This is a genomic window from Bacillus sp. 95MFCvi2.1 (assembly GCF_000374965.1).
In the GTDB taxonomy this organism is placed as follows: Bacteria; Bacillota; Bacilli; order Bacillales; family Bacillaceae_G; genus Bacillus_A; species Bacillus_A pseudomycoides.
Genome location: NZ_KB895707.1, coordinates 47,456 through 68,443 on the forward strand (window position 1 = coordinate 47,456; position 20,988 = coordinate 68,443).

A 20,988-nucleotide genomic window follows, 5' to 3' on the forward strand; every position below is an offset into this window, starting at 1 on the left:
ATAATCTTCGAAGTTTTTTGTAAGAGTTGCTATAATGAAACTAAACTCATAAAGGGGGCATTACAATGAAAGCGATTATTTCATACGAAACACCTCTAGAACAACCACATTTCACTGCAAAGAATGATGAGAAAGATATGTTTTATAAAGAAAATACCGAGGAAACTGTAGAAGGATCACTTCAATATGACGTGCTAGATGCAGTCGGGGAATTTAAAGGACAACCTGGCTATATTGTGTGTAACAACATTTCTGTTACAGATGAAGGCCGTCCTGTTTTTGAAAATCGTTTTAAAAACCGTGCAGGACTGATTGAAAATGAGCCTGGTTTCCAAGCAATCCGCGTTCTTCGCCCATTAAGTAACGATACCTACGTCATTATGACAATGTGGGAAAATGAACAAAACTTTAAAGATTGGACAGAGTCACGTTCTTTCGAAAATGCACATAAAAAACGCCCTGCACAAACAAATGCAGAGCCGCAAAAGAGCATTTTTTCAAGACCTTCTTTTGTGACTACTTTTGATGTGTTAGCTTAAACAAAAAAGCTGTAACTTCGATTGAGGAGAAGCTACAGCTTTTTTCTCTGTCTTCCACGAACTCATCGCTCTTTTATCTTGAAATACTTTCCACTTCATTTACGAATTGCTACATATTATCCCATGTCCCCAACATAAATTGCGGACTTCCTACTTTGAAGACCATATTCTATTAAGAACGGTATGATTGCTTTTGGATAAAGGTTTGTGTTTAAAAAGTCTTCTAGCGGCAACCATTCAAGTGCTAGTTGATCAGGATCAAATTCTGTCCCTTCCCCAAAAGAACGATCGTCATCCGGATACAGGCATTCAAAAAGATGAACAACGACATGAACATTACGATCCCACTCGGCATGTTCATGATTCTTTCCTATATACTCATCACTTACAAATAGCAATTCTCCTGCTTGTACTTTTAATCCAGTTTCCTCCAAACATTCTCTGACAACAGCTTCTTTTAAAGTTCCCCCCGGTTTTTGACCACCACCAGGTAGGATGTTCATAAAGTGAAACTTTAATCAGTGGGGGTTTTCTCCATCCCCCACTGATTATTAGTTGAACCAATCGGGCTTTTACGGACAGTTCATCTCCCACCTAACTTCCTTGCTTTCGCTGAATTTTGAGGTGGGAGTGTTACTGTCCGTTAATGCGGGATAAACTTGTTACAGTCATATTTCTTAATCGTTAATATTTGGTTGTCTCTAATTATAATCGCCTGCACTGAATTCTAATTTTCACCTATCTCTTCCCTCTTTCACAATACTTGCGTCAAAAACACTTCTATCTTAAAAATGACCATAAAATACATGCAATAACATACAAGAAACCCGAATAATAGAATTTTTGAATTATCCACTATCCGGGTTATATATCTAACTTTTTCTTATTTTTGCTTATACCATTCATGAATACGGGCTACATCCTCTTCACGCACATGCTTCAATTCATAATGACGTCCCGCAACACTGCAAGCTACTGCTACAATATACGTATACAATCTATCTTTTCGTTGAAAGTATGATTGCGTTTTTGTCATTGCTTGTACATGTCTTCTTTTCACAAATCCTGTATACTTTGCAATGCCCCTGTACACAAGCGTTAACTGATCAGATTTTATCGCATATCCACCCGTTTTATACTTGCCATATCCAAGAATCGTAAAGAACAAAAATAATGGCACTAATACAAATAAAGCACTATATTGCTGAAAATATACACTCGCTCCTATAATCGGTACTGCTACAGCTACAAAAATCATCCAACTCATAATGAGATAACGGCGTAATGCTGCTTTCGGTAAATGGACGATCTCCTCTTCCATTTCATAAGGCAAATCTAAATATGCCAGCAACTCTTGCACATCTTTTTTCTTCATGAGCGGGTGCAATATGACATTCATATTATTTGTATCTATGCTCTGAATGACTTCTACTTCAATAGAACAATACCCAAACGGTTGACGAAGGATTCCTTCTTTCATTGTCAATGCCTGAATCCGGTGCAGTTTTAACACAATCTCTTTCTTTTCAAGTAGCCCTTGTGAAATACGAATTTCATTTCCATTTCTCTGCACTGTAAAGTTCGCATGTTTTAAAGCATAACCAATTGTAGAAATGATCCATGAGATTACAATTAAAATAGCAACCATACATAACAAATCATACACACTATTGTCTTTCACATACGTTTCTACTTTTTCTATTAACCATTTCGGAAGAACGTTATCAAACTGTGTATAAAGGAAAATCAACCCAGAAAATAATAAACCGAACCGACCAGATGTAATAGATGCTAGCAAAATTTCTTTTGGCGTTAACTGATAAACAGTTGTATTTGTTTCTGACGGTAGGGTTTCCTCTTCTTTTAAAGTTTTCTTACTTTCTACTTTATTTAATAAGGCGATTAATTCTTTCGCTTGCTCTTCCTTAATGCCAGCTAACGTCACCTCTGGGTCCTTTCCGCCACCAGCCGTTTCAATTTTAAGCTTCGTTAACCCAAATAACTGATAGATGATATTTGAAGCTGTACTAATTGTTTGCACACGCTCTTTATTTAAATAGCTCTCTTTTTTGACAAATACCCCGTATTTTATATGTAAAATATTATTTTCAATCCAATACACTTTAAAGTACCATTTCACAAACGAAAATATGGCCAAAATCAACAAAAAACCTAGAATGAAAATGGGAAATAAGTACCAAGGCTCTACTTCATCTTTAGGACCAAATAAAACAATGATAATAAGGGGAAATAAACTAGAAATCCTTATATCAAATAATATAGTAATCGGATGTTGCCTCTTATACATCCTTATCACTCACTTTCGCAAGTTCCCCAATTTGTCGTTTCAACTGTTCTGCCTCTCTCTTTGTTAGTCCTGGAATACTATGAGAAGTCGCTGCCGTTGAAATTTGTAATTCTGCTAGTTCATATTTTCTCATAATCGGCCCTTGTTCAATCGTCACATGCTGAACACGAATCATTGGAACTAACACACGCTTTACAACAAACATCCCTTTTTGAATTTCAATCTCTTCTTCATCTAATCGATAGCTATAATAACGCTGGCGTAGTTCCGGAAAGATAAAATAATCTAGCGGCGTATATATAATCGTGGCAACGACCAATATACTAAACAACCAACCCCACCAATTAAACTTGATCATAAAAAAGAGATATGCTAAAACGATACTTACAAGTACCCCTGCACCAATTAATGCATGGATCTTCCACACCTTAACCATATTCGAATGAATTTCATTTTCTAATGGCTGCATTTGATCACTCCAAATTTAGAAATCTATTAAATATGTATACTTTGTAATATGCCATAATCATACAATACAAAACAAGGAAGAATAAACATTTTTTGTAAAAATAAAACTTGTTATTTTCTGAATATGTAGAATACAACCAACAATAGATTAGATTTACGTATTTTACTTTTCCAGTCATTGAATATTTCCCTGGATTTGAGTCAATATATTTATGATAGAACTGAACCTTTTAACTACATTACACTATTATTAATGTGCATATTAAATTATAAGTATGTAGTGAACCGTTGAAAGTAAACTTTTAATAATAGATAAAAATACTTTGTTATCCATATCACCCGTAAACATAAATATCCAATAAAGATATTTAATTACAAATATCTTTATTTAATTTATAATTATATTTAGAAAATAGAATAGGAAGGTCTTGGTGATATGTTAGGTATTGATGTTATAAAAACAACAGAGGAACTAATTATTAAATGGCAATTAGCAAAAGTTAGTATTCCATTAAATGAAATTATTGAAGTTACTGAAGATGATACTTATGCTGGTATTGAAAAAGCTGATGCGATTCGAATAGGAACAGCATATGGCACAACTGATCGCATTTTAATTAAAACTAAAAAACAGAATTATATATTATTTACCACTAATAAGGTTTCAATTTTAAATAAAATAAACGCTTAATTACTTAATGATTTAACATGATTTTTTAGAAAAAAAGGCGACTAATGTAAAGTCGTCTTTTTTTCTTCTTATAATAAATATGAAAGTAAACCTCTTATTATTAGTTTACTTTCAAATCCTCTGATATCCTCAAAATTAACAATAAAAGTATACATTCAAAACAATATAAATAAAGGGATTAAATCCCATGCAAGCAAAAAAACGAGTATCTCATCACTATTGAGATACTCATCAAAGAAAGCATAAATTAACTAGTAGTATTTAGCTCCTTACTGTATTTCTTTACAAAAAACGCCATTATTAACGTAATAATTCCTATACTTAAACCAAGTAATTGATCTAACGAAATTACATCACGAAAAATCCAACGTATAATAAATCCCATACCAAATACTAATACAAGTAAAAAACCAGAATATCTTAGTCCTCCATATACGTCTTCCATACCCACACCCCTTTTAACTTTACAACTAAATTATACCATATTGTGGAATTCAAGTAAGGGTATCTAAATCAGTTCACATAACCCCACTTATCAGTAGCAAAAAAGAATCCAAAGATCGGATTCTTTTTTATTTTACTTATATATGGCGGGACCCCATGCCCATCAACTTAAGAATTTTATAACACCCCAAAACAAAAAAATGCACATTTTCTCCTGGAGATGTCAATTTTTTCGTTTTGGGGTATTCGCTATATCCCTGCTGGGCATCGGTGATTGCAAGCTTTGAATAGACCTCCAAGGACTTGCGGTCATGCCCCTGCCCGCTTCCACTCCGTCCAACCAACTCCGCGTCACGTCCTGATTCTGCCCCAATAAGGTCGATGAAATTCACCAGCCTTTTTTTAAACGAACGACGAACCACGGGCTCGGTGTCAGTCTTCGATTGCCTGGTAGACCATGGTCCAGAAGTCGTGGATAAGCCGTGCCGAATTCGGGACTGACAGCCCGACCTGAGTAAGCAGGATTCCGGTGAGCTGGTTGTCCGGGTCGGCGTAGGTCGTGGTGCCGCTTCCGCCGTCCCAGCCGAACTGGCCGATGGGCGCGTAGTCGCCACGATAGGTGCGCACCGCCATCCCGAAGCCCCAGCCGCCGTGCTGCCCTTGGCCGAATGACACATGGACGTTGTTTGTGGCCATGGCGTTTCGAGCGGCTTGCTGCTCGGGCGTGAGGCGGTTGGTGGTCATCAGCTGGACGGCGGGCCGGGACAGGATCCGTTCGCTTTCGTGCATCCCGTGATTCAGCAGCATCCGTAAATACGCGTTGTAGTCGTCGACGGTGGAGACCAGCCCACCTCCGCCGCCCTGGAACGCCGGAGGCTGGCTCCAGCGTCCCCCCTTGGCCTCGTCCCACACGATGAACTCTCCGGTCTGCGGGTTCGGGGCGTAGAGGGTCGGCAACCGGTCGATCTTGTTGGCGGGCACGTGGAAACCGGTGTCCTTCATGCCTAAGGGGGCGAAGATGCGTTCGCGCAGGAACGTCTCAAACGACTGGCCCGTGACCCTGGCGACGAGCACGCCGAGTAAATCGTTGCTGATGTGGTATTGCCAGCGCTCTCCGGGCTGGTGCATCAGCGGAAGCTCACCAAGGCGGCGCATCCACTCATCCGGCTCGGGCATCGGCACCGGTAGATCGGGCGTGAGCCCCTTCTCGAAGATCGCGTTCATGATCGGAGTGCCCAGCGACGTAATATCCATACCGAGCCCGAACGTGGAAGTCAGCAGGTCCCGTACGGTGATCGGCCGCCGCGCTGGCACGGTATCGTCCAGCGGGCCGTCGATCCGCTTCAGCACCCGCCGGTCGGCGAGTTCCGGTAGCCACGTCTCTACCAGGTCATCCAGCCGCAGCCTGCACTCGTCGAGCAGGATCATTGCCGCCGCAATCGCAAGCGGCTTGGACGTCGAGGCCATCCGAAAGATCGTGTCCCGGCGCATCGGCGCACCACCATCATGGCGCATCGTGCCGAGCACTTCGACGTGCGTCTCACCGTTCCGGCTGACTAAGGCGACGACCCCAGGAATCTTCCCGGAATCGACATGTCGTGCCAGCACGTTGCGCATTTTGTGCAGCCCTGTTTCGGAGAAGCCTTTGTTACTTTGTCCCATCATGAATCTCTCCTTTTTTCCCATTTTCTGATGAACGAAAATCTTCTGTTGTAATCTTTTTCATTTGGTTTCCCTCTTTTTACTTTTTTATCAGCCCTATTGTTTTAAAACTACAAATTCTCTTTTGTTGTTCATGCTTGAAAGCCCTTTGTCAAAAAGGTGGATTCGATGCATCAAAGAAAATGAATATTGGCAATCAAAATCTGACTCACTTCCTTTTCTTGCTTATCAGAATCGAGATATGTCCTGCACTTAACATAGAGCCATGTGTTCATCAGACGTTTATTCTACAACCGTTGTCTTGTCCGCCCCATTGGAGCCGAGCAGGGCGAAAATACTGCCCTTATCCACCTCGAAATCTACGCCCTTTAGGACTTGTAGCTATATATCTTTATCTATCTAAATATCTAATTCAATACTTCCCTTTTTTGGAAGTAACTTTAACTTTCTAGATGCCTTATCTAAATCCCTTTCTTTTTCCAGAATATAGCCCGATTGCGGAACAAAAATAAAAGAGCTCTCTTCAGCTTTTCTGTGTGCTTAATAAATTCGCCCCATAAATGAAGGGTATAAGTTTTCACGAGAAGATCATGTTATGCTGAGTTCATACCTTACAAGGCACATTAAACGTTTTGGTGATTATGTCATCGATTTACAAAGCATCCCTCAACCAGTAGAGGAAAATATACCGGTATAAACATAAAACGGGTCATCGTCTGGAAATAAAAGTAAGCCTATGACCCGTTTTTACACGTATCTCGGCTGAACCCCATATTTGCACCAGAACCGAAAATTTTACATATTTCTGTATTATGTTTTTCTTAGCTTGATGGCGATGTTGCCGTGCCCCTTATAGGGAATTCATTATACTTATTAAAACAACAACATGATATAGACAAAGCCAAAGAATAAACATAATGGACTATAGAACCAAGTGTCGTATCTAGCAAACTGAGAATGTTTAATTTTTTTAAAAAATCCAACAAACTTAAAATCACCAATTGCCCTAATAATGAAAACTAAAGCACAGACAATACTTCCGATTTTAGATAAACTACTTGCTTGGAACCCTTGCAAATAACCTCCTTGAACAACAATAATGACACTAGCCAGTAGAATAAGAATGGCTACGAATAATGTTCCCCATATGCTCGGAGTAAAAGCGGGCTTATGTTCTCCCTCTTTTACTGGGAGAACAGCGGCAGAACCCCATCGACCTCCAAAAGCCCAATAAATATGCAAAAAACTGATAAACCACAGAAGCCCTACAGCTACTAATATTAATAGTAATTTCATTTATTCGCCCCCAATGTCGTAACTTCAAATAAAACATACACTACCGTATGTTATAGTGAAAATTTTGTCCCTTCAGGTTTTATAACCATATTAGGGACATTTATTATCGAATAATCAATTATGCCTCGGCATAATTGCGTCCGGAATCGGATTTGTGCTTGCACAAAGAACTCCTTTCCGATTCCGTGACATCCGCCGGAGGCTTTAACTTCTTTCAGCGGATGTTTGGACACCCGCTGAAAGAAGTTAAAAGCTCAACCATTTTATCAATATCAAAATTAGGATTTGCTTCAAACCTTGTCATCCATCCTACATACGTTAAATAGGCAAGTCTCGCTCGATCAATTGATTCAGTTTCGTCTATGCCCATTTTTTGATACAATTTTGCAACACAAGAAATTCTCTGTTCTTCCATATCTACTAAACGTACTGCCACAACAGGATCATATTTAGCCCAAGTATAAATACCATTCTCAATTTTTTTATCTCGATTAAAACTAATCTGTAATAGCTTTTCTAAAGAGGCATCCTGTTGCTCCATACTTTGAACAATCAGCTTTGTTGCATGTACTTCCCAAAAGTCGAGCATAGAATCTAAAAGCTCTTGATGGTCACGAAAATAGTGATAGAAGCTTCCTTTGCTTATTTTTAGCAATCGAGCAAGTGCTTCAATGCGAACTTTATGTATCCCTTCATCAGCTAATTGTTGTAATCCTGCTTTTATCCAATCTTCCCTCGTTAATTGCATATCATCTCTCCAGTAAAATACGGTAGCGTATGTTTTACGTTAGATTACTACTATTCTCATTTTTTGTCAATTAGGGGTTCAGCCCATAGCCATCAAGCTAAAATTTTATAGTACCCCCAGAACGAAATTTTGTGCTAACTTGTAACAAAAAAGCTTATTTTTTCGTTTTAGGGTAATTCTGAATTCTTAAGTTGATGGGCATGGCCCCCTATATATGCTATAAAACAATAATCTGTGAAAATTAAATATTTTCATATTGAAAACTATGAATGTTTTTTTCACAACATAAACATTCATACAATAAAAAGGCACCTTTTTAACTTTACTTATTGTACACCATATTGAATATAACTCGCATCATAATAAATCCATTCATTTGTTCCTAAACAAAGCCAGCCATCTTGTTCACCCCATACTCGATACGCTTCTCCATGATGTAATTGACGTATAATATTCCCGCTTAGCGATGGTACATCTCGTAAATTCACGTTATCTCCAGTGATAGTAGCAACGTAATGTTTATACTGAATATAACTAGGATCATCGTAAACCCATTCATTGGTCCCTAAACAAAGCCAATTATTTTGTTCACCCCATACTACATACTCTTCTCCATGGTTCAATTGACGGATCACACTTGCTTGTAAAGATGGACCACTTCGTAAATTCACATTATTTCCATTAATGACAGCAATTCCATATACCGATGTTGCGTTGCCAGATGATGATCCACCATCCTTTAATGCATCTAAAGAAATAGCCGCTGATACATCACAATTCCCTACCCCTGAAATATAACCAGAATCTGTATATTGCCAAGCTGTCCATTTTGTCCACCCACCACAATCAACAGGTGGAGTATTGGAATATCTTGCAACCCAAAGTGGCACATCACTTAGTCCACTAATCCCAAATTCAGTGATATACCAAACACCTGTATATAACATTACATTTTTCCCAGTAGCTTGTTTCACATAATTAATAAAATCTCTTGCCCACTTGGATAGAAATGCTCCGGTTATGTTACTTGTATTTGAATTTGTTGGAGATTCAAAATCTAAAACTGGTATAAGATCCGTTTGATTTTCTTGTAAAATACTAACAAAATACTTCGCCTCGGAAATCGCATCATTTTGATCCGGGTGAGCAAAATGATAAGCTCCTATCAATACACCAGCACTTCTCGCTGCTTGTACATTTTGAACGAAAATAGGATCTGTATAACCCACACCTTCCGTTGCTTTCGCATACGCTGCTGGAATCCCTGAGGTTTTAACAGCATTCCAATCAATAGTCCCTTCCCAATGCGATACATCAATAAACTCAGTATCTGAACTTGATCTATTTTGCATACCATATTCTCCTATCAAAAATATTTTTCTTCCATATATGGTATGTACGATTTTAACGGACGGACACTATCACATTCTCATCAATTTTTCCTCAAGAATATCACAAAAAGAATCTTATTTTTCATCTCATTTCGAAAGTAAACTTTAGTATATTAGTTTACAGTTAATAAAAAAGTTTAATCAAAACCCAATTGGTTTTTTTGAAGTAATGAAATATCGCGTCTTTCTTCAAAACATCGTGACTTTATTTCAAACCCACACAAGAAAAATTAAATTACCTGTGCACTAAAAAGTATAGCGAACAGGTAATCTAGGTGTTTTGATGTTTGTCCCATTTTCAGAACTCACTTCAGTAAGAGGGATGAGGCTGATTACGAGTGCCCTGCATCAATGTTTGTATTTTGAATCCCGATTTTTCCTGATTTAATCTTGCTCCGGAACAGTGCAAAGTATACAAGAGTTCCCATTAAAAATAGTGTTCCGCCTACAATTGCTACTTCATGGAACATATCAGGGATGGTCAATATCCCCATTTCGAACACGAGCCATATTAAAGCACCGTACGTGACAGGTACTCTCCATTTCCCTAAATTAAATGCCTCTGCGTCAGGTAAATCTTTTCTACGCAAATAGTAAACCAAAACTGTTATGAAGTATACAGCTGTAAGAACAACGGATGTTGATCCGACTAGCAAAGTCAAAGAATCAGAGAATAGGCTCGCTATAATATCGAGCACTAATACAAGCACAATTGCATTTACCGGTACGGATGTTCTTGGATTTACCTTTTTAAAATAACGCGAAGCAAAAAACACATCATCCCGCGCCATTGCATAAATGATACGGGAAGCAGAAGCCATTCCGATTAAGCCACATGCAAAAATGGAAATGATAACAAGAAGCATAAACAAAGTCCCAATGAATTGGCCGAGCTTTGTTTTAATAATAAGTGGAAGCGGGTTGACAGAAGCTGTCACATCGGCTAAATCTGAAATGGAAATTGTAACAGTAAAAAGAAAAGCAAATCCAATGATACCGCCAATCAGCAATGCGAAAAATACAGCACGCGGTACATTTTTGCTCGCGTCAATTGTTTCTTCCGAAAGATTCGCCGCGGCTTCAAAGCCGACCATGGTCCACGACCCCATCAGCATAGCGATCACAAAGCCACCAAGGTAAGTACCGCTTTTTTGCTCGCCAATATTTGTTAGCATATCCCAATTCGGAGTTGTGAATAGCGCAACGATAGCAAGAATGACAAGAATGCCTACCATACCGATTACTTCAGTATATACTGCAATGTCATTGAGACGAGAAGCCAGTTTTACGCCGAAAATGTTGAGGACAGCCTGTAGCAGTAAGGTTGCGAGTACAATATACAAAAGGGTCTTCCCACCGATATTCCAGCCGAACACATCCGCAATGAGTGGAGCCAGGCCAAAATCGACGGCAGGAATGACAATGACAAAAAAGCAAAATCCGAGCCAGCCGGAAAACCACCCTAATCCTTGATTTGCCAGCCGCGTCACCCATTGATACGAGTAGCCGCTGAGTGGCATTCTCCCTGCCAATTCAGCAATAACAAGAGCGACAAGCAAGTGACCTGCTAATACGATTGGCCACGTCCAAATACCTGCGGGCCCCGCATTGTTTAAAACAAACCCAAAATTCGTGAAAATGCCCGTTGTGATGGACATAAATGAAAACGCGACTGCAAAGGAGCTAAAAAATTTTAAAGACCTCTTTAACTCTTGCTTGTAGTGATATTGCTGCATGTTATTCGTTTCCTGCTTGACTTTTGTGTGCATAAAAAGCCTCCTTCCACTTTTCCTGTACGTTGTATATCTTCTTAGCTTGTTTCCATCCTTTCTCTTTTTTTGTTTTGAAAATTCAGTCTTTTTAGAGCGATTTCATTCACTCTCCTCTATTGCAAGTACCATACCAATTATACAATTTGCGTCATGCTTGGATTTTGCAAGCTTTTCACTGTTTAAAATGTTGCCCCAATATGAAATTTTGAATAGTTTATTCAAGATTTCATATTCCGTCGGGGACTGATTTTCTGTTTTAAAGATATACAAAAAAAGAAAAAGCTAGATCTAGACTAGCTTTTTTACATAATCAGCGTTATTGGTATTCAATTAAAACAAATACTACTACTCAACCATCTACAATTCCCATATAATTGAAATATCCTATGTATAGAGGTGAAATTATGGATTCTTCTTCGTTTTACTCTATTGTGATCATAGTTGCTGCGTTGGTCTTATGGCGTAGAATCAGGGCAATGCATCATCCTATTAAAGGAAACGGAACCCGTCTTCTCTTACCCATACTATTTTTGTTATTACCCTGCATTCCCATCATCTTAAATCCAAAAGCACATGCCGCTGGCTGGGAATGGATTTGTGCAGTTATCTTTGGGTGCCTTTTGTCAATTCCACTTATTTGGACCACTAACTATGAACTCCGATCCGATCGGCATATTTATGCCGTAAGAAACAAGAGCTTTATCATTACCTTTCTCATCATACTTATTATCCGATTTTTACTTCGTGATTATTTAAAATGGCTAGGTCCAGAAACAGAAGCAGCACTATTTATGACTGTAGCGCTGGGGTATATCTTACCTTGGAGAATTATCTCTTTCATCAAATTTCGTCAACTATACAAAAGTCGAATCCAAACTAACGACAACATCGACTTCCGATAACCCCACTTATCAGCAGTCAATGTATCTCGAAACCTATAAAAAAAGTCCCTACAGAATATGAAGGGGCTTTTTACTCACATAATCATCATTATCAATAACAAAGTAAGGCTCACTTTTTATCTATGACTCCTAAACAGAAGTAATCATTACCGTACCCGATAAACCAAATTATAGGTAGTTAGTTACACCATTCTTATTCATTTCATACAATATACGTTGGTTAAATGACTACTCTTTTATAAAAGGAGGTGCAACAAATGATGCCTTATTCTGGTATGCCGTCTCAAATGTATTCGGGACGGATGGTGTCTACAGACAGTCAAATACCTCAAATGGTACCCAGTCCCTGTTGTTGCAAGGCAAACAGCTCGTAATCAAATTGAAATAACTTATGACCAGCCTACTGATTTAGAATCTGCAATAAATGTAAGAAATTACTGGATTAGAAATAATCTAGATAGACCAGCAGTTGGAGAGCTTGTGGAGATAAAAAAGTAAGTTCAGCTGATACCTCATGCAAAAAAGCACCGTCTTTTCTGTTCGTTCCCTATAAAGATTCTACTCTTACAAACACAATTAACACAGTTCAAATAAATTGAACTGCGCTACTAAAGTTGTTTAATATTGTTTAACCTAATCCCATTTTGAACAATCGAATTACAGCATTTTATATATCTCAATTAAGTTATCGTCAGGGTCACGAAAATGTGCAACACGCGCTCGCCATTCCTCACGATCATGCGGTTCATTAACAAATTCAATTCCTTTTTCTTTGAAACGGTTATAAGTCTGATCGACATCTTCAACTTCAAATTGAAGCAAGAATTTTGATTGGGACTCAGCTTCTAAAGGCTTATTTCCTTCTCCGACCAATTCGGCCATCACGTTTCGAGATACAAGCTCAATTTTCGTTTCTCCATTATTGAAAAGCGCATATTCCATGTTTTCCTCGTACCAACTCACTGGAAATTCCAATAGATCTCTGTAAAACACGGCACTTTTCTTAAAATCTTTGACCAAAAGTCTTATTTGCAACAACTTCAAATCAATCATCTCCTAAAAAATACTATTGAAGAGCCAACACCATCGTCATTCATTGAACATTTCGTTACTGATTCCAATATCCCTTCATGCTTCATGTAATTATCCTGCTGTGTTATCTGTATAACAAATGAAACAACATTGTTATCATTCAACACTTTCTATCGTGATACAGAAAGAATATTCTCTATAAAGCTTTAGAAAATAGAATAAGGAAGCACTCTTCATCAATTAAAGTTGCTTCCTACCTTCCAATGTACTATCAAATGCAGTTGTCTAGAACTACAATATATATTCGTTAAGATTAGACTTCTTAAGTGTAGCCCCAATAGTCGCTACTATCGTGAAAATTGAATCACTATATATTCTATGTTTAGCTAGTTTTATTGATATGTAATATTAAATATTTATTTTGGTTTTGCAACGCCCTCTACGTGAATACATGTACTTTTTCATACGGATATTACTCACCTTTATAGGCTCATCATATCCGTATGTCTAAGCAAATGTATTAAAGTTTTTGTACCAAAAGATACAGTTTAACGTTTGATGGCTTTTAAAATGTCCTGGTATTTCCATGATTTTGAGCTACCTGACTGGATTTTATTTGCTAATTCATTCGTGTAATTTGTTGTTGCTGCCGCAAATTTATTACGATCCCACTGATGATCTTGAGCGATTTGTGCATCAGACAGATTATAGTATGAATAAGTTACTCGTCCTTGCACATCTGGAATTGGATCATCAAAAGTTGTATCAAGATGGTACCATTTTCCTTCAATTTTCACTTGATTCCAAGCATGTGGTTGTCCATTTCCAGTTCCTGTTACAATATGATTTTCTATTCCAGCCTCTTTTAACAATTGATATGTTAATAATGCATATCCTTGACAAACAGCAGAACGGTTTGCTAAAGCTTCATACGCTGTATAAGCTTGGAAAGAAGTATCATAAGAGACATGTTTTACAACATAATCATGAATTGCTTTTACTTTCTCGTGTTCATCCATACCAGCTTGAACAATGGAATTGATAATTGATTTCGCTTGTGTCTTTACATAGTTCGTTTGTTCTTTGGATTCACGATATGTAATCTTTAATGTAAACGTGTAATTTCCTGGAATACCACGAATAGAGTATTGCGTATTTGCGATATTATAATTTAAGTATTCGTTAGATTCGACTGCCTTGTCGTATTCTTTAACAAGTGTATCCATAACTTCATTAATATTAGAGTTTTTGGATTTGTATGTCATTGTTATATTTTCTTCTTGATTATTAATATGCTTTTTTATTTCATTTTGAAATGCGTCTAATAGTTGCCCGTCAGGTCGTGAAACGTTATTTGCATTTGCAGCGTTTGGATTCCAAACACCATTACTTTCAAAGTAATACTTTTTACCATTATCTTGGATCCAGCCTGTTTGCATTGCTCCGCTTCCACCAAAGTAGTACCATGCTCCATTAATTGACTGCCAACCTGTTTGCATTGCTCCACTTCCGTTGAAGTAGTACCATGCTCCATTAATTGACTGCCAATTTGTTTGCATTGCTCCACTTCCGTTGAAGTAGTACCATGCTCCATTAATTGACTGCCAATCTGTTTGCATTGCTCCACTTCCGTTGAAGTAGTACCATGCCCCATTAATTGACTGCCAATCTGCTTGCATTGCTCCACTTCCGTTGAAGTAGTACCATGCCCCATTAATTGACTGCCAATCTGTTTGCATTGCTCCACTTCCGTTGAAGTAGTACCATGCTCCATTAATTGACTGCCAACCTGTTTGCATTGCTCCGCTTCCGTTGAAGTAGTACCATGCTCCATTAATTGACTGCCAACCTGTTTGCTTCGCGCCGTTTACATTGTAGTAATTCCATACCGATCCAGTTTGTTTCCACCCTGTATCAGCACTTGCATAAGTAGCTACTGTTGATCCCATAACTGTTAGACCAACTGCCATAGCTAACATTTTGATGTTTTGTTTCATAAATTCATATTTCCCTTCTGTTGACCTATTTATCTATCAAGCATTAACAGTGAGGGCGTTGCAAAACTAAAATAAATATTCAATATTATAAGTTTTTCGTTTTCATAGACAATATTAGCGACTAAACAACAAGATTTGAAGTGTACAATTATAATATTATAACAAAAATTCCAATCATTTTTCATGCGATATTGCATAAAAACGATTGGAAAGAAAATAGAGGTTGCCATTCACTTGTTTGTCTATCAATTAACTGTCCTGCTGTTTTATTCGCATAACAAATGAAACAACATTATTATCATTCAACACTTTCTATCGTAATACAGAAAGAATAGTATTTTTTCGTTTTTTGGGTAATGATTTGCCTTAACTTGATGAATCCCTTTTTTACATATAAGTCGCTGCTATGAAAAACAATATGGACTTGCACTCGTTTTCTCTCTCTGGTTTCACTTGGCATGGAGAAAAAAAGAGCTGACCGCTTCTATCCATGATCGAATCCTCTCTCCTACCCAAAAAGAATGGTTTTCTATCAGTTTTTCATTTTATATAATTTTGATTTCCAACATACAAATTACGGTTATGAAAACAAAAGCAGATTTCCACTCATTTTCTCCTTTTGTTTTCACTTGGCATGGGGCTAAAAAAGGATCTGACCGCTTCTACGCATGGCCAGATCCTCTATTCCCCCTCTAAAAAGAAAAGGTTTGTCTTTTTTCTATTTTGGTTTCTACTTATTCTTATACCAATCTAACATACACTCTGCATCTTCTAAACGCGTATGCTCTAATTTATAATTTGCGGATGCACTAGAGAAAGTCTGCGAACATAAATGCGCTCCACGCTGAAAATAAGATTGCGTTTTCTCGATTGATTGTACATGTCTTCTTCTTACTAAACCTGTATATTTAGCAATGTTACGATACACCATCGTTAACTGTTCTCCTTCTACTCTATAGCCACCTGCACGGAATGTCGCATATCCGAGTGACAAAAGTAATCCAAACAAAGGTAACAGTGTCCAAATCACAAAATATTTTTCAAAATATACACTTGCGCCTGTAATCGGAACTGCTAATATACAAAAGAAAAGAAAACTCTCTAATAAATAGCGGCGCAGTGCCGTTTTTGGCAAGGCTGTAACATTTTGATTTAGTTCATATGGCAACTGCAAATGAGCAAGCAATTCTGCGACGCGGTCTTTCCGAATGACCGGATGAAGCGTAACATTCTCCTCACCTTTTTCATTGTTTTGAATCACTTCTACATGCACAGAGCAGTAACCAAATGGTTGACGGAATATCCCTTCTTTTATCGTGATCCCTTGAATGCGGTGCAGCTTTAACACAAGTTCTTTTCTTTCTAGAAGTCCTTGTGAAATGCGAACTTCATCATTTTTCCGATGCACGGTAAAGTTCGCGTGCTTTAAGGCGTAACCAAATGTGGATACAATCCAAGAAACAACAAGTAAGACCGCAACCATATAAATCCAGCCATACACATCATGATCCATCACATATGTTTCTACTCTTTCTTTCATCCATTTCGGGATATATTCATCTACTTGGGAGTAAATAAAGAATAATAAAGAGAACAACAAACCAAATTGACCAGATGTAACGGATGCTAATAAAATCTCTTTCCAAGTCAACTTATATTCCGTCCGATTTTCTTCTGTCAAACTAGCATTTACAGTATCCTCTTCTATTTCTGTATGTTCCTCTGCCCGTTCATTTAACATTGTAATTAATGTTTTTGCTTCGTCAGCTGTAATACCAGCTAAGCTAACCTCAGGCTCACCACCACCGCCAGCTGTTTCAATTTTGAGCTTCGTTAAACCTAATATTTGATATAACATACTTGAACTTGTATTAATCGTCTGTACGCGTTCTTTATTCAAGTAACTTTCTTTTTTCACAAATAGTCCTTGTTTAATGTGCAGTACATTATTTTCGATCCAATATAATTTATAGTACCACTCAACAATAACAGAGATAACTGAAATCACTAAGAAACCTATCGGTACTAAATACCAAAATGGAAATTTTCCTTTTAAACTAAACAGAAAAATAATAAATGGTATAAAGTCTGTAATCTTTAATTCAAGTAACATTGTGATTGGATGCTGCCTCTTATACATCCTCATCACTCACCTTCGCAAGTTCTCCAATTTGTCGTTTCAATTGTTCTGCTTCTCTCATCTTTAAACCTGGAATACTATGAGAAGTAGCGGCAGTTGAAATTTGTAATTCTGCTAAATCATATTTTCTCATAATTGGACCTTGCTCAATTGTAACGTGTTGCACGCGAATCATCGGAACTAATACACGCTTAACCGTAAACATTCCGTGCTGAATTTCTAATTCTTCTTCATTTAACCGATAGCTGTAATAACGCTGACGTAATTTCGGAAATATAAAGTAGTCAAACGGTGTATACACAACCGTCAATCCAATAAGTACATAAAACAGCCAAGCCCACCAATTAAATTTAATCATGAAAAAGAGATAAGCAAGGATTACTAATACACTTATGCCTAGTTCAATTAAAACACGAGCTTTCCAAACTCTGACCATATCAGGATGAATTTCATTTTCCAACGGCTGCATCTAATCACTCCAAATTTAGTAATCTAATATATGAATTCTCTCATTTACTATTTTACAGAAAATTACATGGAAATAGAAATGTTTTTATTATAATTCTTTCTTTTCATCATCTTTCTTCTCCGGGATGAAATAGCCGAACCAAATAAACCAAATAAGGCTAATCAATGCCGTCCATTCCTTTTCGCCTTGAAACGCATCAATTACATTCGGAAACTTATAAACTCCAATTAACCCAAGGAAGCCAAGCCACCAGTCTTTTCGAAATTTCATCTTTTCCTTCTCCTCTCTACCGATTCATTGATTCTATCTATTTTCGATTCCCAATATCCACATCTCGGCTATGAAAACAAAAGAAAACCTGCACTCATTTTCTCTTTTTATTTTCACTTGTTGTAAAACAAAATATAGTCCCGTCTTCACTTGATTGTAACGTATATTTTATATTGAGCATTCTAGATATATCCTGAATGATTTTTAATCCTAACCCCGCACTTTTACGATTCATATCGAAACCAATTCCATTATCCTTAATAGAAACAACCTTATTTTCAATGGTTATCTCAAGTTTTTTAGCTTTTGAATGTTTTAACGTGTTCTGGAAAATGTTATCAAATAACCTTTGAATCCATAAATCGTTACTCGTCCATATTAAATCCTTATTTATTGGATTATATATTAATTCAATATCATGAATACTATACAAATAGTCCCACTTTTTAACCATATCTTCTAATAAATCGTGTATATTTACCTCATGATTTAAAACATATGAACTCTCTAATGTATCAGTGGATTGTAAATTAAATTCATTAGTTAATTCAGCAATATACTGTATTTGTTGATATAACGATTCTAGTATTGGTGCTTGATCATTATATTGACCTTCTAAGTAGAATAATTGTAACCTAACAGCTGTTAAAGGTGTATTAATATCATGTCTTAATTTATTTAAAAGTTCCTTTTTTATTTCCTCTTGCTGTTTAAGTTCTAATTCTCGATATGTAGTTCTTTCAATTAATAAATTTACCGCCCTGACGAGTTCCCCTATTTCATCGTCGTTTTTAACATCTAATTTATTCGGAATCTTTTCATCACTAGCTAAATTTCGAATGGTTTTATTCAATATATTTATTTTATTTAATAGGGAATTAATGGATTTCGAGAATAAAAAGGCTAACAGTAATAGTGATAAAAAAAAGACGACTAGCATTGTAGGATACGCAAAAGATTCATGAAATGGAATATTATTATTTTTCGTTTTAAAGGCAAGATTATAAATGACTGACATAGAGATACTAATCAACAGTAATAAAAATGGTACGCTTATAACAGCTGAAAACAACAATAACTGGTATTTTTTCTTTAATTTCATTTCTTTATATAGGTATTTAATCTATACCCTTCTCCATATATATTTTGAAGAATTTCACCTGTGTTATCATTAATCTTTGTTCTAATTTTTTTATGTGCACATTTACGATATTTTGATTTCTATCTTCGAGTTGCCATAAATAATCAAAGAAATGTTCTTTCGTTAAAATACGATTCCTATTTTCATATAAATAGAAAAATATTTTACGCTCAATCGCAGTAAACTCAACTTCATTATGTAAGTTATTGTTGAAAACTTTTTTATGCTCAGCATCAATATATAAATGTTTGATTTGTGTAAAAGTACCATAGCGATTATCTAGCATTTTCTGCATTCTTAGTAATAGTTCTCTAGGATCAAAAGGCTTTATCATATAATCCTCTCCGATTGTTAAACCTTGGAGTTTGCTGTCCATATCACTTCGAGCAGATAGAAAAATAATTGGAATATTTAATCCTAGATTTTTTATTTTCTTTGTAATTTGATAGCCATCTTCACCTGGCAACATAATATCCATTATGACTAAATCTATCTCGTGGATGATATCAATAACTTCTTTTCCTTCTTTCTTCCAACATACATAATACCCTTCGCGTTGCAAAATCTTTTGTAATAAATCTCCAATCATTAAATCGTCTTCAACAATTAAAATTTTATATCCCTTCATCACATAGACCTTCCATTTTCAAAATAAGAATCTCTTAATGTTTTTCTACTTTTTTATTAATAAAATTCATGGCAAGATTATATATCTCATCAGGCTCATATAAATAAATGCTGTGCGTACCTTGAATTTTTATTACATCTGCTATCAATAGTTGCTCTGCAAACTCCTCATAATCTTTGTTTTTTTGTTTTGTATATTTCGAATTTTTATTTTGTTCAGCGATCGCATCTAAAAATAAAATAGGTGTTTCTTTTGGTGTCGGTAGGTTAACTGATTTTTTACCATTATTGTAACTCTGTAAAAGCTCTTGCTCCATATCATTATTAAAAAATTGTTTATATGATAGTGCTTTATACATTTCTTTTTCATGTTCAGTTAAAAAAGATTGTCGGATCACCTCAGGATTATACGTAACAGAAGGAAAAAGACGATGTACACCCATTTTCGTTAACAGATTGAATCCTCTTACTTTTAATGAATCCACTAAGTTCATTTTATGAGTTACGTATTGCTTCGGTAAACCAATATCTAAAGCAATAATTCCCTTCACTTCATTTGGATACTTTTGTGCCCAGTAAATTGCTTCGATACCTGAGATAGAGTGTGGTACTAATACATACGGCGGTTTATTTCCACTTTGCATGAGCGCTTCTCTACTTTGTTCTAACATCGTATCAATATCTCTATCATCGTGAAAAGCATCACTGTATCCATAACCGGCTCTTTCAATAACCGCAATCTTGTTTTCTTTTGAAAACTTGCTATATAGTCCTTTCAGTTCATAAACAGGAGCAGCTATCCCAGATCCAGACATAAATACATATGTATCCTCACCGCTCCCTTCCTTGTATACATTGATTTTTTTATTATTAAAATTGACTAATGTTCCCTCACTTTTGATTAATGACGATTCTTTACTTAATTGATAATTATGGTATATAAAAACAGATAGTAACACCAGTAAGATAACCGCAATCGACACAATACATATATTCTTTAATACTTTACATAATTTTCTCATAGAATTCTCCTTTCAAGCTATATTGAAAGGATACGATACAAAAATAAATTTCTAATAAATTTTTCTAAA

At 36.5% G+C, this 20,988-nt stretch carries 20 protein-coding genes and 2 pseudogenes; 3 read left to right on the forward strand and 19 right to left on the reverse strand.

Annotation, left to right across the window (positions count from 1 at the left end; translation table 11 throughout):
• Positions 1–65 precede the first annotated feature (65 nt).
• Positions 66–539 carry an antibiotic biosynthesis monooxygenase family protein gene (locus C568_RS0121295; protein ID WP_006093868.1) on the forward strand — a complete coding sequence of 158 codons (474 nt, stop codon included), beginning with the start codon at positions 66–68 and terminating at the stop codon, positions 537–539.
• 116 nt (positions 540–655) lie between these two features.
• Here the strand turns inward: C568_RS0121295 and C568_RS0121305 are convergent, their stop codons facing one another.
• The 3 genes from C568_RS0121305 to C568_RS0121315 form a co-directional block, all read right to left on the reverse strand.
• Positions 656–1,042 (reverse strand): NUDIX domain-containing protein, encoded by a 387-nt coding sequence (locus C568_RS0121305; RefSeq protein ID WP_006093867.1) that lies wholly within the window; start codon positions 1,040–1,042, stop codon positions 656–658.
• Between the two features lie 380 nt (positions 1,043–1,422).
• The gene (locus tag C568_RS0121310) at positions 1,423–2,847 is read right to left on the reverse strand and encodes a PH domain-containing protein (protein WP_018782665.1); all 1,425 of its coding nucleotides are present in this window, start codon (positions 2,845–2,847) and stop codon (positions 1,423–1,425) included.
• Positions 2,840–3,316 carry a PH domain-containing protein gene (locus tag C568_RS0121315; protein ID WP_018782666.1) on the reverse strand — a complete coding sequence of 159 codons (477 nt, stop codon included), beginning with the start codon at positions 3,314–3,316 and terminating at the stop codon, positions 2,840–2,842. The genes C568_RS0121310 and C568_RS0121315 overlap by 8 nt, the downstream gene beginning before the upstream one ends.
• Before the next feature lie 435 nt (positions 3,317–3,751).
• Between C568_RS0121315 and C568_RS0121320 the strand changes: the two genes are divergently transcribed.
• Positions 3,752–4,006: a SunI/YnzG family protein gene (locus C568_RS0121320; RefSeq protein WP_003195766.1), complete on the forward strand. Its 255-nt coding sequence runs from the start codon at positions 3,752–3,754 to the stop codon at positions 4,004–4,006.
• A gap of 247 nt (positions 4,007–4,253) precedes the next feature.
• Here the strand turns inward: C568_RS0121320 and C568_RS0121325 are convergent, their stop codons facing one another.
• From C568_RS0121325 to C568_RS0121360, 8 genes and pseudogenes are all read right to left on the reverse strand, one after another.
• Positions 4,254–4,451, reverse strand: a complete 198-nt coding sequence (locus C568_RS0121325; RefSeq protein ID WP_018782667.1) for a hypothetical protein — start codon at positions 4,449–4,451, stop codon at positions 4,254–4,256.
• Between the two features lie 136 nt (positions 4,452–4,587).
• Entirely contained in the window at positions 4,588–4,872 is a 285-nt protein-coding gene (locus C568_RS34840) for a hypothetical protein (RefSeq protein ID WP_123767167.1), read from the reverse strand.
• Positions 4,873–4,882: 10 nt separating this feature from the next.
• Complete coding sequence (locus C568_RS0121340) at positions 4,883–6,112, reverse strand: serine hydrolase domain-containing protein (protein WP_018782669.1); 1,230 nt, start codon at positions 6,110–6,112, stop codon at positions 4,883–4,885.
• Positions 6,113–6,400: 288 nt separating this feature from the next.
• Positions 6,401–6,490 (reverse strand): annotated as a pseudogene (locus C568_RS34365) (ABC transporter ATP-binding protein); the annotation flags it as partial.
• Between the two features lie 495 nt (positions 6,491–6,985).
• Complete coding sequence (locus C568_RS0121345; RefSeq protein WP_018782670.1) at positions 6,986–7,408, reverse strand: DUF3995 domain-containing protein; 423 nt, start codon at positions 7,406–7,408, stop codon at positions 6,986–6,988.
• Between the two features lie 214 nt (positions 7,409–7,622).
• Positions 7,623–8,156, reverse strand: coding sequence for a TetR/AcrR family transcriptional regulator (locus tag C568_RS0121350; RefSeq protein ID WP_018782671.1), 534 nt, complete (start codon positions 8,154–8,156; stop codon positions 7,623–7,625).
• Positions 8,157–8,482: 326 nt separating this feature from the next.
• The gene (locus C568_RS0121355) at positions 8,483–9,508 is read right to left on the reverse strand and encodes a GH25 family lysozyme (RefSeq protein ID WP_018782672.1); all 1,026 of its coding nucleotides are present in this window, start codon (positions 9,506–9,508) and stop codon (positions 8,483–8,485) included.
• Between the two features lie 371 nt (positions 9,509–9,879).
• A complete protein-coding gene (locus tag C568_RS0121360) occupies positions 9,880–11,316 on the reverse strand; it encodes an amino acid permease (RefSeq protein ID WP_018782673.1) in 1,437 nt (478 codons plus the stop codon).
• A gap of 407 nt (positions 11,317–11,723) precedes the next feature.
• Here C568_RS0121360 and C568_RS0121365 point away from each other — a divergent pair, with 407 nt between their 5' ends.
• Positions 11,724–12,221, forward strand: a complete 498-nt coding sequence (locus C568_RS0121365; RefSeq protein ID WP_018782674.1) for a CcdC protein domain-containing protein — start codon at positions 11,724–11,726, stop codon at positions 12,219–12,221.
• A 657-nt stretch (positions 12,222–12,878) separates the two neighbouring features.
• On the opposite strand, the gene C568_RS0121370 is transcribed toward C568_RS0121365, so the two are convergent.
• The 8 genes and pseudogenes from C568_RS0121370 to C568_RS0121405 all read right to left on the reverse strand — a co-directional run bounded on the left by C568_RS0121370 (position 12,879) and on the right by C568_RS0121405 (position 20,919).
• The gene (locus C568_RS0121370) at positions 12,879–13,265 is read right to left on the reverse strand and encodes a VOC family protein (protein WP_018782675.1); all 387 of its coding nucleotides are present in this window, start codon (positions 13,263–13,265) and stop codon (positions 12,879–12,881) included.
• A gap of 536 nt (positions 13,266–13,801) precedes the next feature.
• Positions 13,802–15,250, reverse strand: coding sequence for a transglutaminase domain-containing protein (locus tag C568_RS32365; protein ID WP_018782676.1), 1,449 nt, complete (start codon positions 15,248–15,250; stop codon positions 13,802–13,804).
• 730 nt (positions 15,251–15,980) lie between these two features.
• Positions 15,981–17,390 (reverse strand): PH domain-containing protein, encoded by a 1,410-nt coding sequence (locus C568_RS0121380; RefSeq protein ID WP_018782677.1) that lies wholly within the window; start codon positions 17,388–17,390, stop codon positions 15,981–15,983.
• Positions 17,383–17,859, reverse strand: coding sequence for a PH domain-containing protein (locus C568_RS0121385; protein ID WP_003195753.1), 477 nt, complete (start codon positions 17,857–17,859; stop codon positions 17,383–17,385). The genes C568_RS0121380 and C568_RS0121385 overlap by 8 nt, the downstream gene beginning before the upstream one ends.
• A gap of 87 nt (positions 17,860–17,946) precedes the next feature.
• Positions 17,947–18,129: a hypothetical protein gene (locus C568_RS0121390; RefSeq protein ID WP_018782678.1), complete on the reverse strand. Its 183-nt coding sequence runs from the start codon at positions 18,127–18,129 to the stop codon at positions 17,947–17,949.
• Between the two features lie 94 nt (positions 18,130–18,223).
• Positions 18,224–19,231 carry a sensor histidine kinase gene (locus C568_RS0121395; RefSeq protein ID WP_018782679.1) on the reverse strand — a complete coding sequence of 336 codons (1,008 nt, stop codon included), beginning with the start codon at positions 19,229–19,231 and terminating at the stop codon, positions 18,224–18,226.
• Positions 19,228–19,898, reverse strand: a pseudogene (locus C568_RS32045) (response regulator transcription factor). The gene C568_RS0121395 and the pseudogene C568_RS32045 overlap by 4 nt, the downstream one beginning before the upstream one ends.
• A 34-nt stretch (positions 19,899–19,932) precedes the next feature.
• On the reverse strand, positions 19,933–20,919 hold the full coding sequence (locus C568_RS0121405; RefSeq protein WP_018782680.1) for an alpha/beta fold hydrolase: 987 nt from the start codon (positions 20,917–20,919) through the stop codon (positions 19,933–19,935).
• Positions 20,920–20,988: the final 69 nt, after the last annotated feature.

Bases quoted from the DNA above. Each gene is read 5' to 3' on its own strand.
- C568_RS0121310 (WP_018782665.1), bottom strand. From the start codon at position 2,847: ATGTATAAGAGGCAACATCCGATTACTATATTATTTGATATAAGGATT.
- C568_RS0121320 (WP_003195766.1), top strand. From the start codon at position 3,752: ATGTTAGGTATTGATGTTATAAAAACAACAGAGGAACTAATTATTAAA.
- C568_RS0121360 (WP_018782673.1), bottom strand. From the start codon at position 11,316: ATGCACACAAAAGTCAAGCAGGAAACGAATAACATGCAGCAATATCAC.
- C568_RS0121340 (WP_018782669.1), bottom strand. From the start codon at position 6,112: ATGGGACAAAGTAACAAAGGCTTCTCCGAAACAGGGCTGCACAAAATG.
- C568_RS0121380 (WP_018782677.1), bottom strand. From the start codon at position 17,390: ATGTATAAGAGGCAGCATCCAATCACAATGTTACTTGAATTAAAGATT.
- C568_RS32365 (WP_018782676.1), bottom strand. From the start codon at position 15,250: ATGAAACAAAACATCAAAATGTTAGCTATGGCAGTTGGTCTAACAGTT.
- C568_RS0121365 (WP_018782674.1), top strand. From the start codon at position 11,724: ATGGATTCTTCTTCGTTTTACTCTATTGTGATCATAGTTGCTGCGTTG.
- C568_RS0121325 (WP_018782667.1), bottom strand. From the start codon at position 4,451: ATGGAAGACGTATATGGAGGACTAAGATATTCTGGTTTTTTACTTGTA.
- C568_RS0121395 (WP_018782679.1), bottom strand. From the start codon at position 19,231: ATGAAATTAAAGAAAAAATACCAGTTATTGTTGTTTTCAGCTGTTATA.
- C568_RS0121345 (WP_018782670.1), bottom strand. From the start codon at position 7,408: ATGAAATTACTATTAATATTAGTAGCTGTAGGGCTTCTGTGGTTTATC.
- C568_RS0121305 (WP_006093867.1), bottom strand. From the start codon at position 1,042: ATGAACATCCTACCTGGTGGTGGTCAAAAACCGGGGGGAACTTTAAAA.
- C568_RS0121405 (WP_018782680.1), bottom strand. From the start codon at position 20,919: ATGAGAAAATTATGTAAAGTATTAAAGAATATATGTATTGTGTCGATT.
- C568_RS0121350 (WP_018782671.1), bottom strand. From the start codon at position 8,156: ATGCAATTAACGAGGGAAGATTGGATAAAAGCAGGATTACAACAATTA.
- C568_RS0121385 (WP_003195753.1), bottom strand. From the start codon at position 17,859: ATGCAGCCGTTGGAAAATGAAATTCATCCTGATATGGTCAGAGTTTGG.
- C568_RS0121315 (WP_018782666.1), bottom strand. From the start codon at position 3,316: ATGCAGCCATTAGAAAATGAAATTCATTCGAATATGGTTAAGGTGTGG.
- C568_RS0121295 (WP_006093868.1), top strand. From the start codon at position 66: ATGAAAGCGATTATTTCATACGAAACACCTCTAGAACAACCACATTTC.
- C568_RS0121390 (WP_018782678.1), bottom strand. From the start codon at position 18,129: ATGAAATTTCGAAAAGACTGGTGGCTTGGCTTCCTTGGGTTAATTGGA.
- C568_RS0121355 (WP_018782672.1), bottom strand. From the start codon at position 9,508: ATGCAAAATAGATCAAGTTCAGATACTGAGTTTATTGATGTATCGCAT.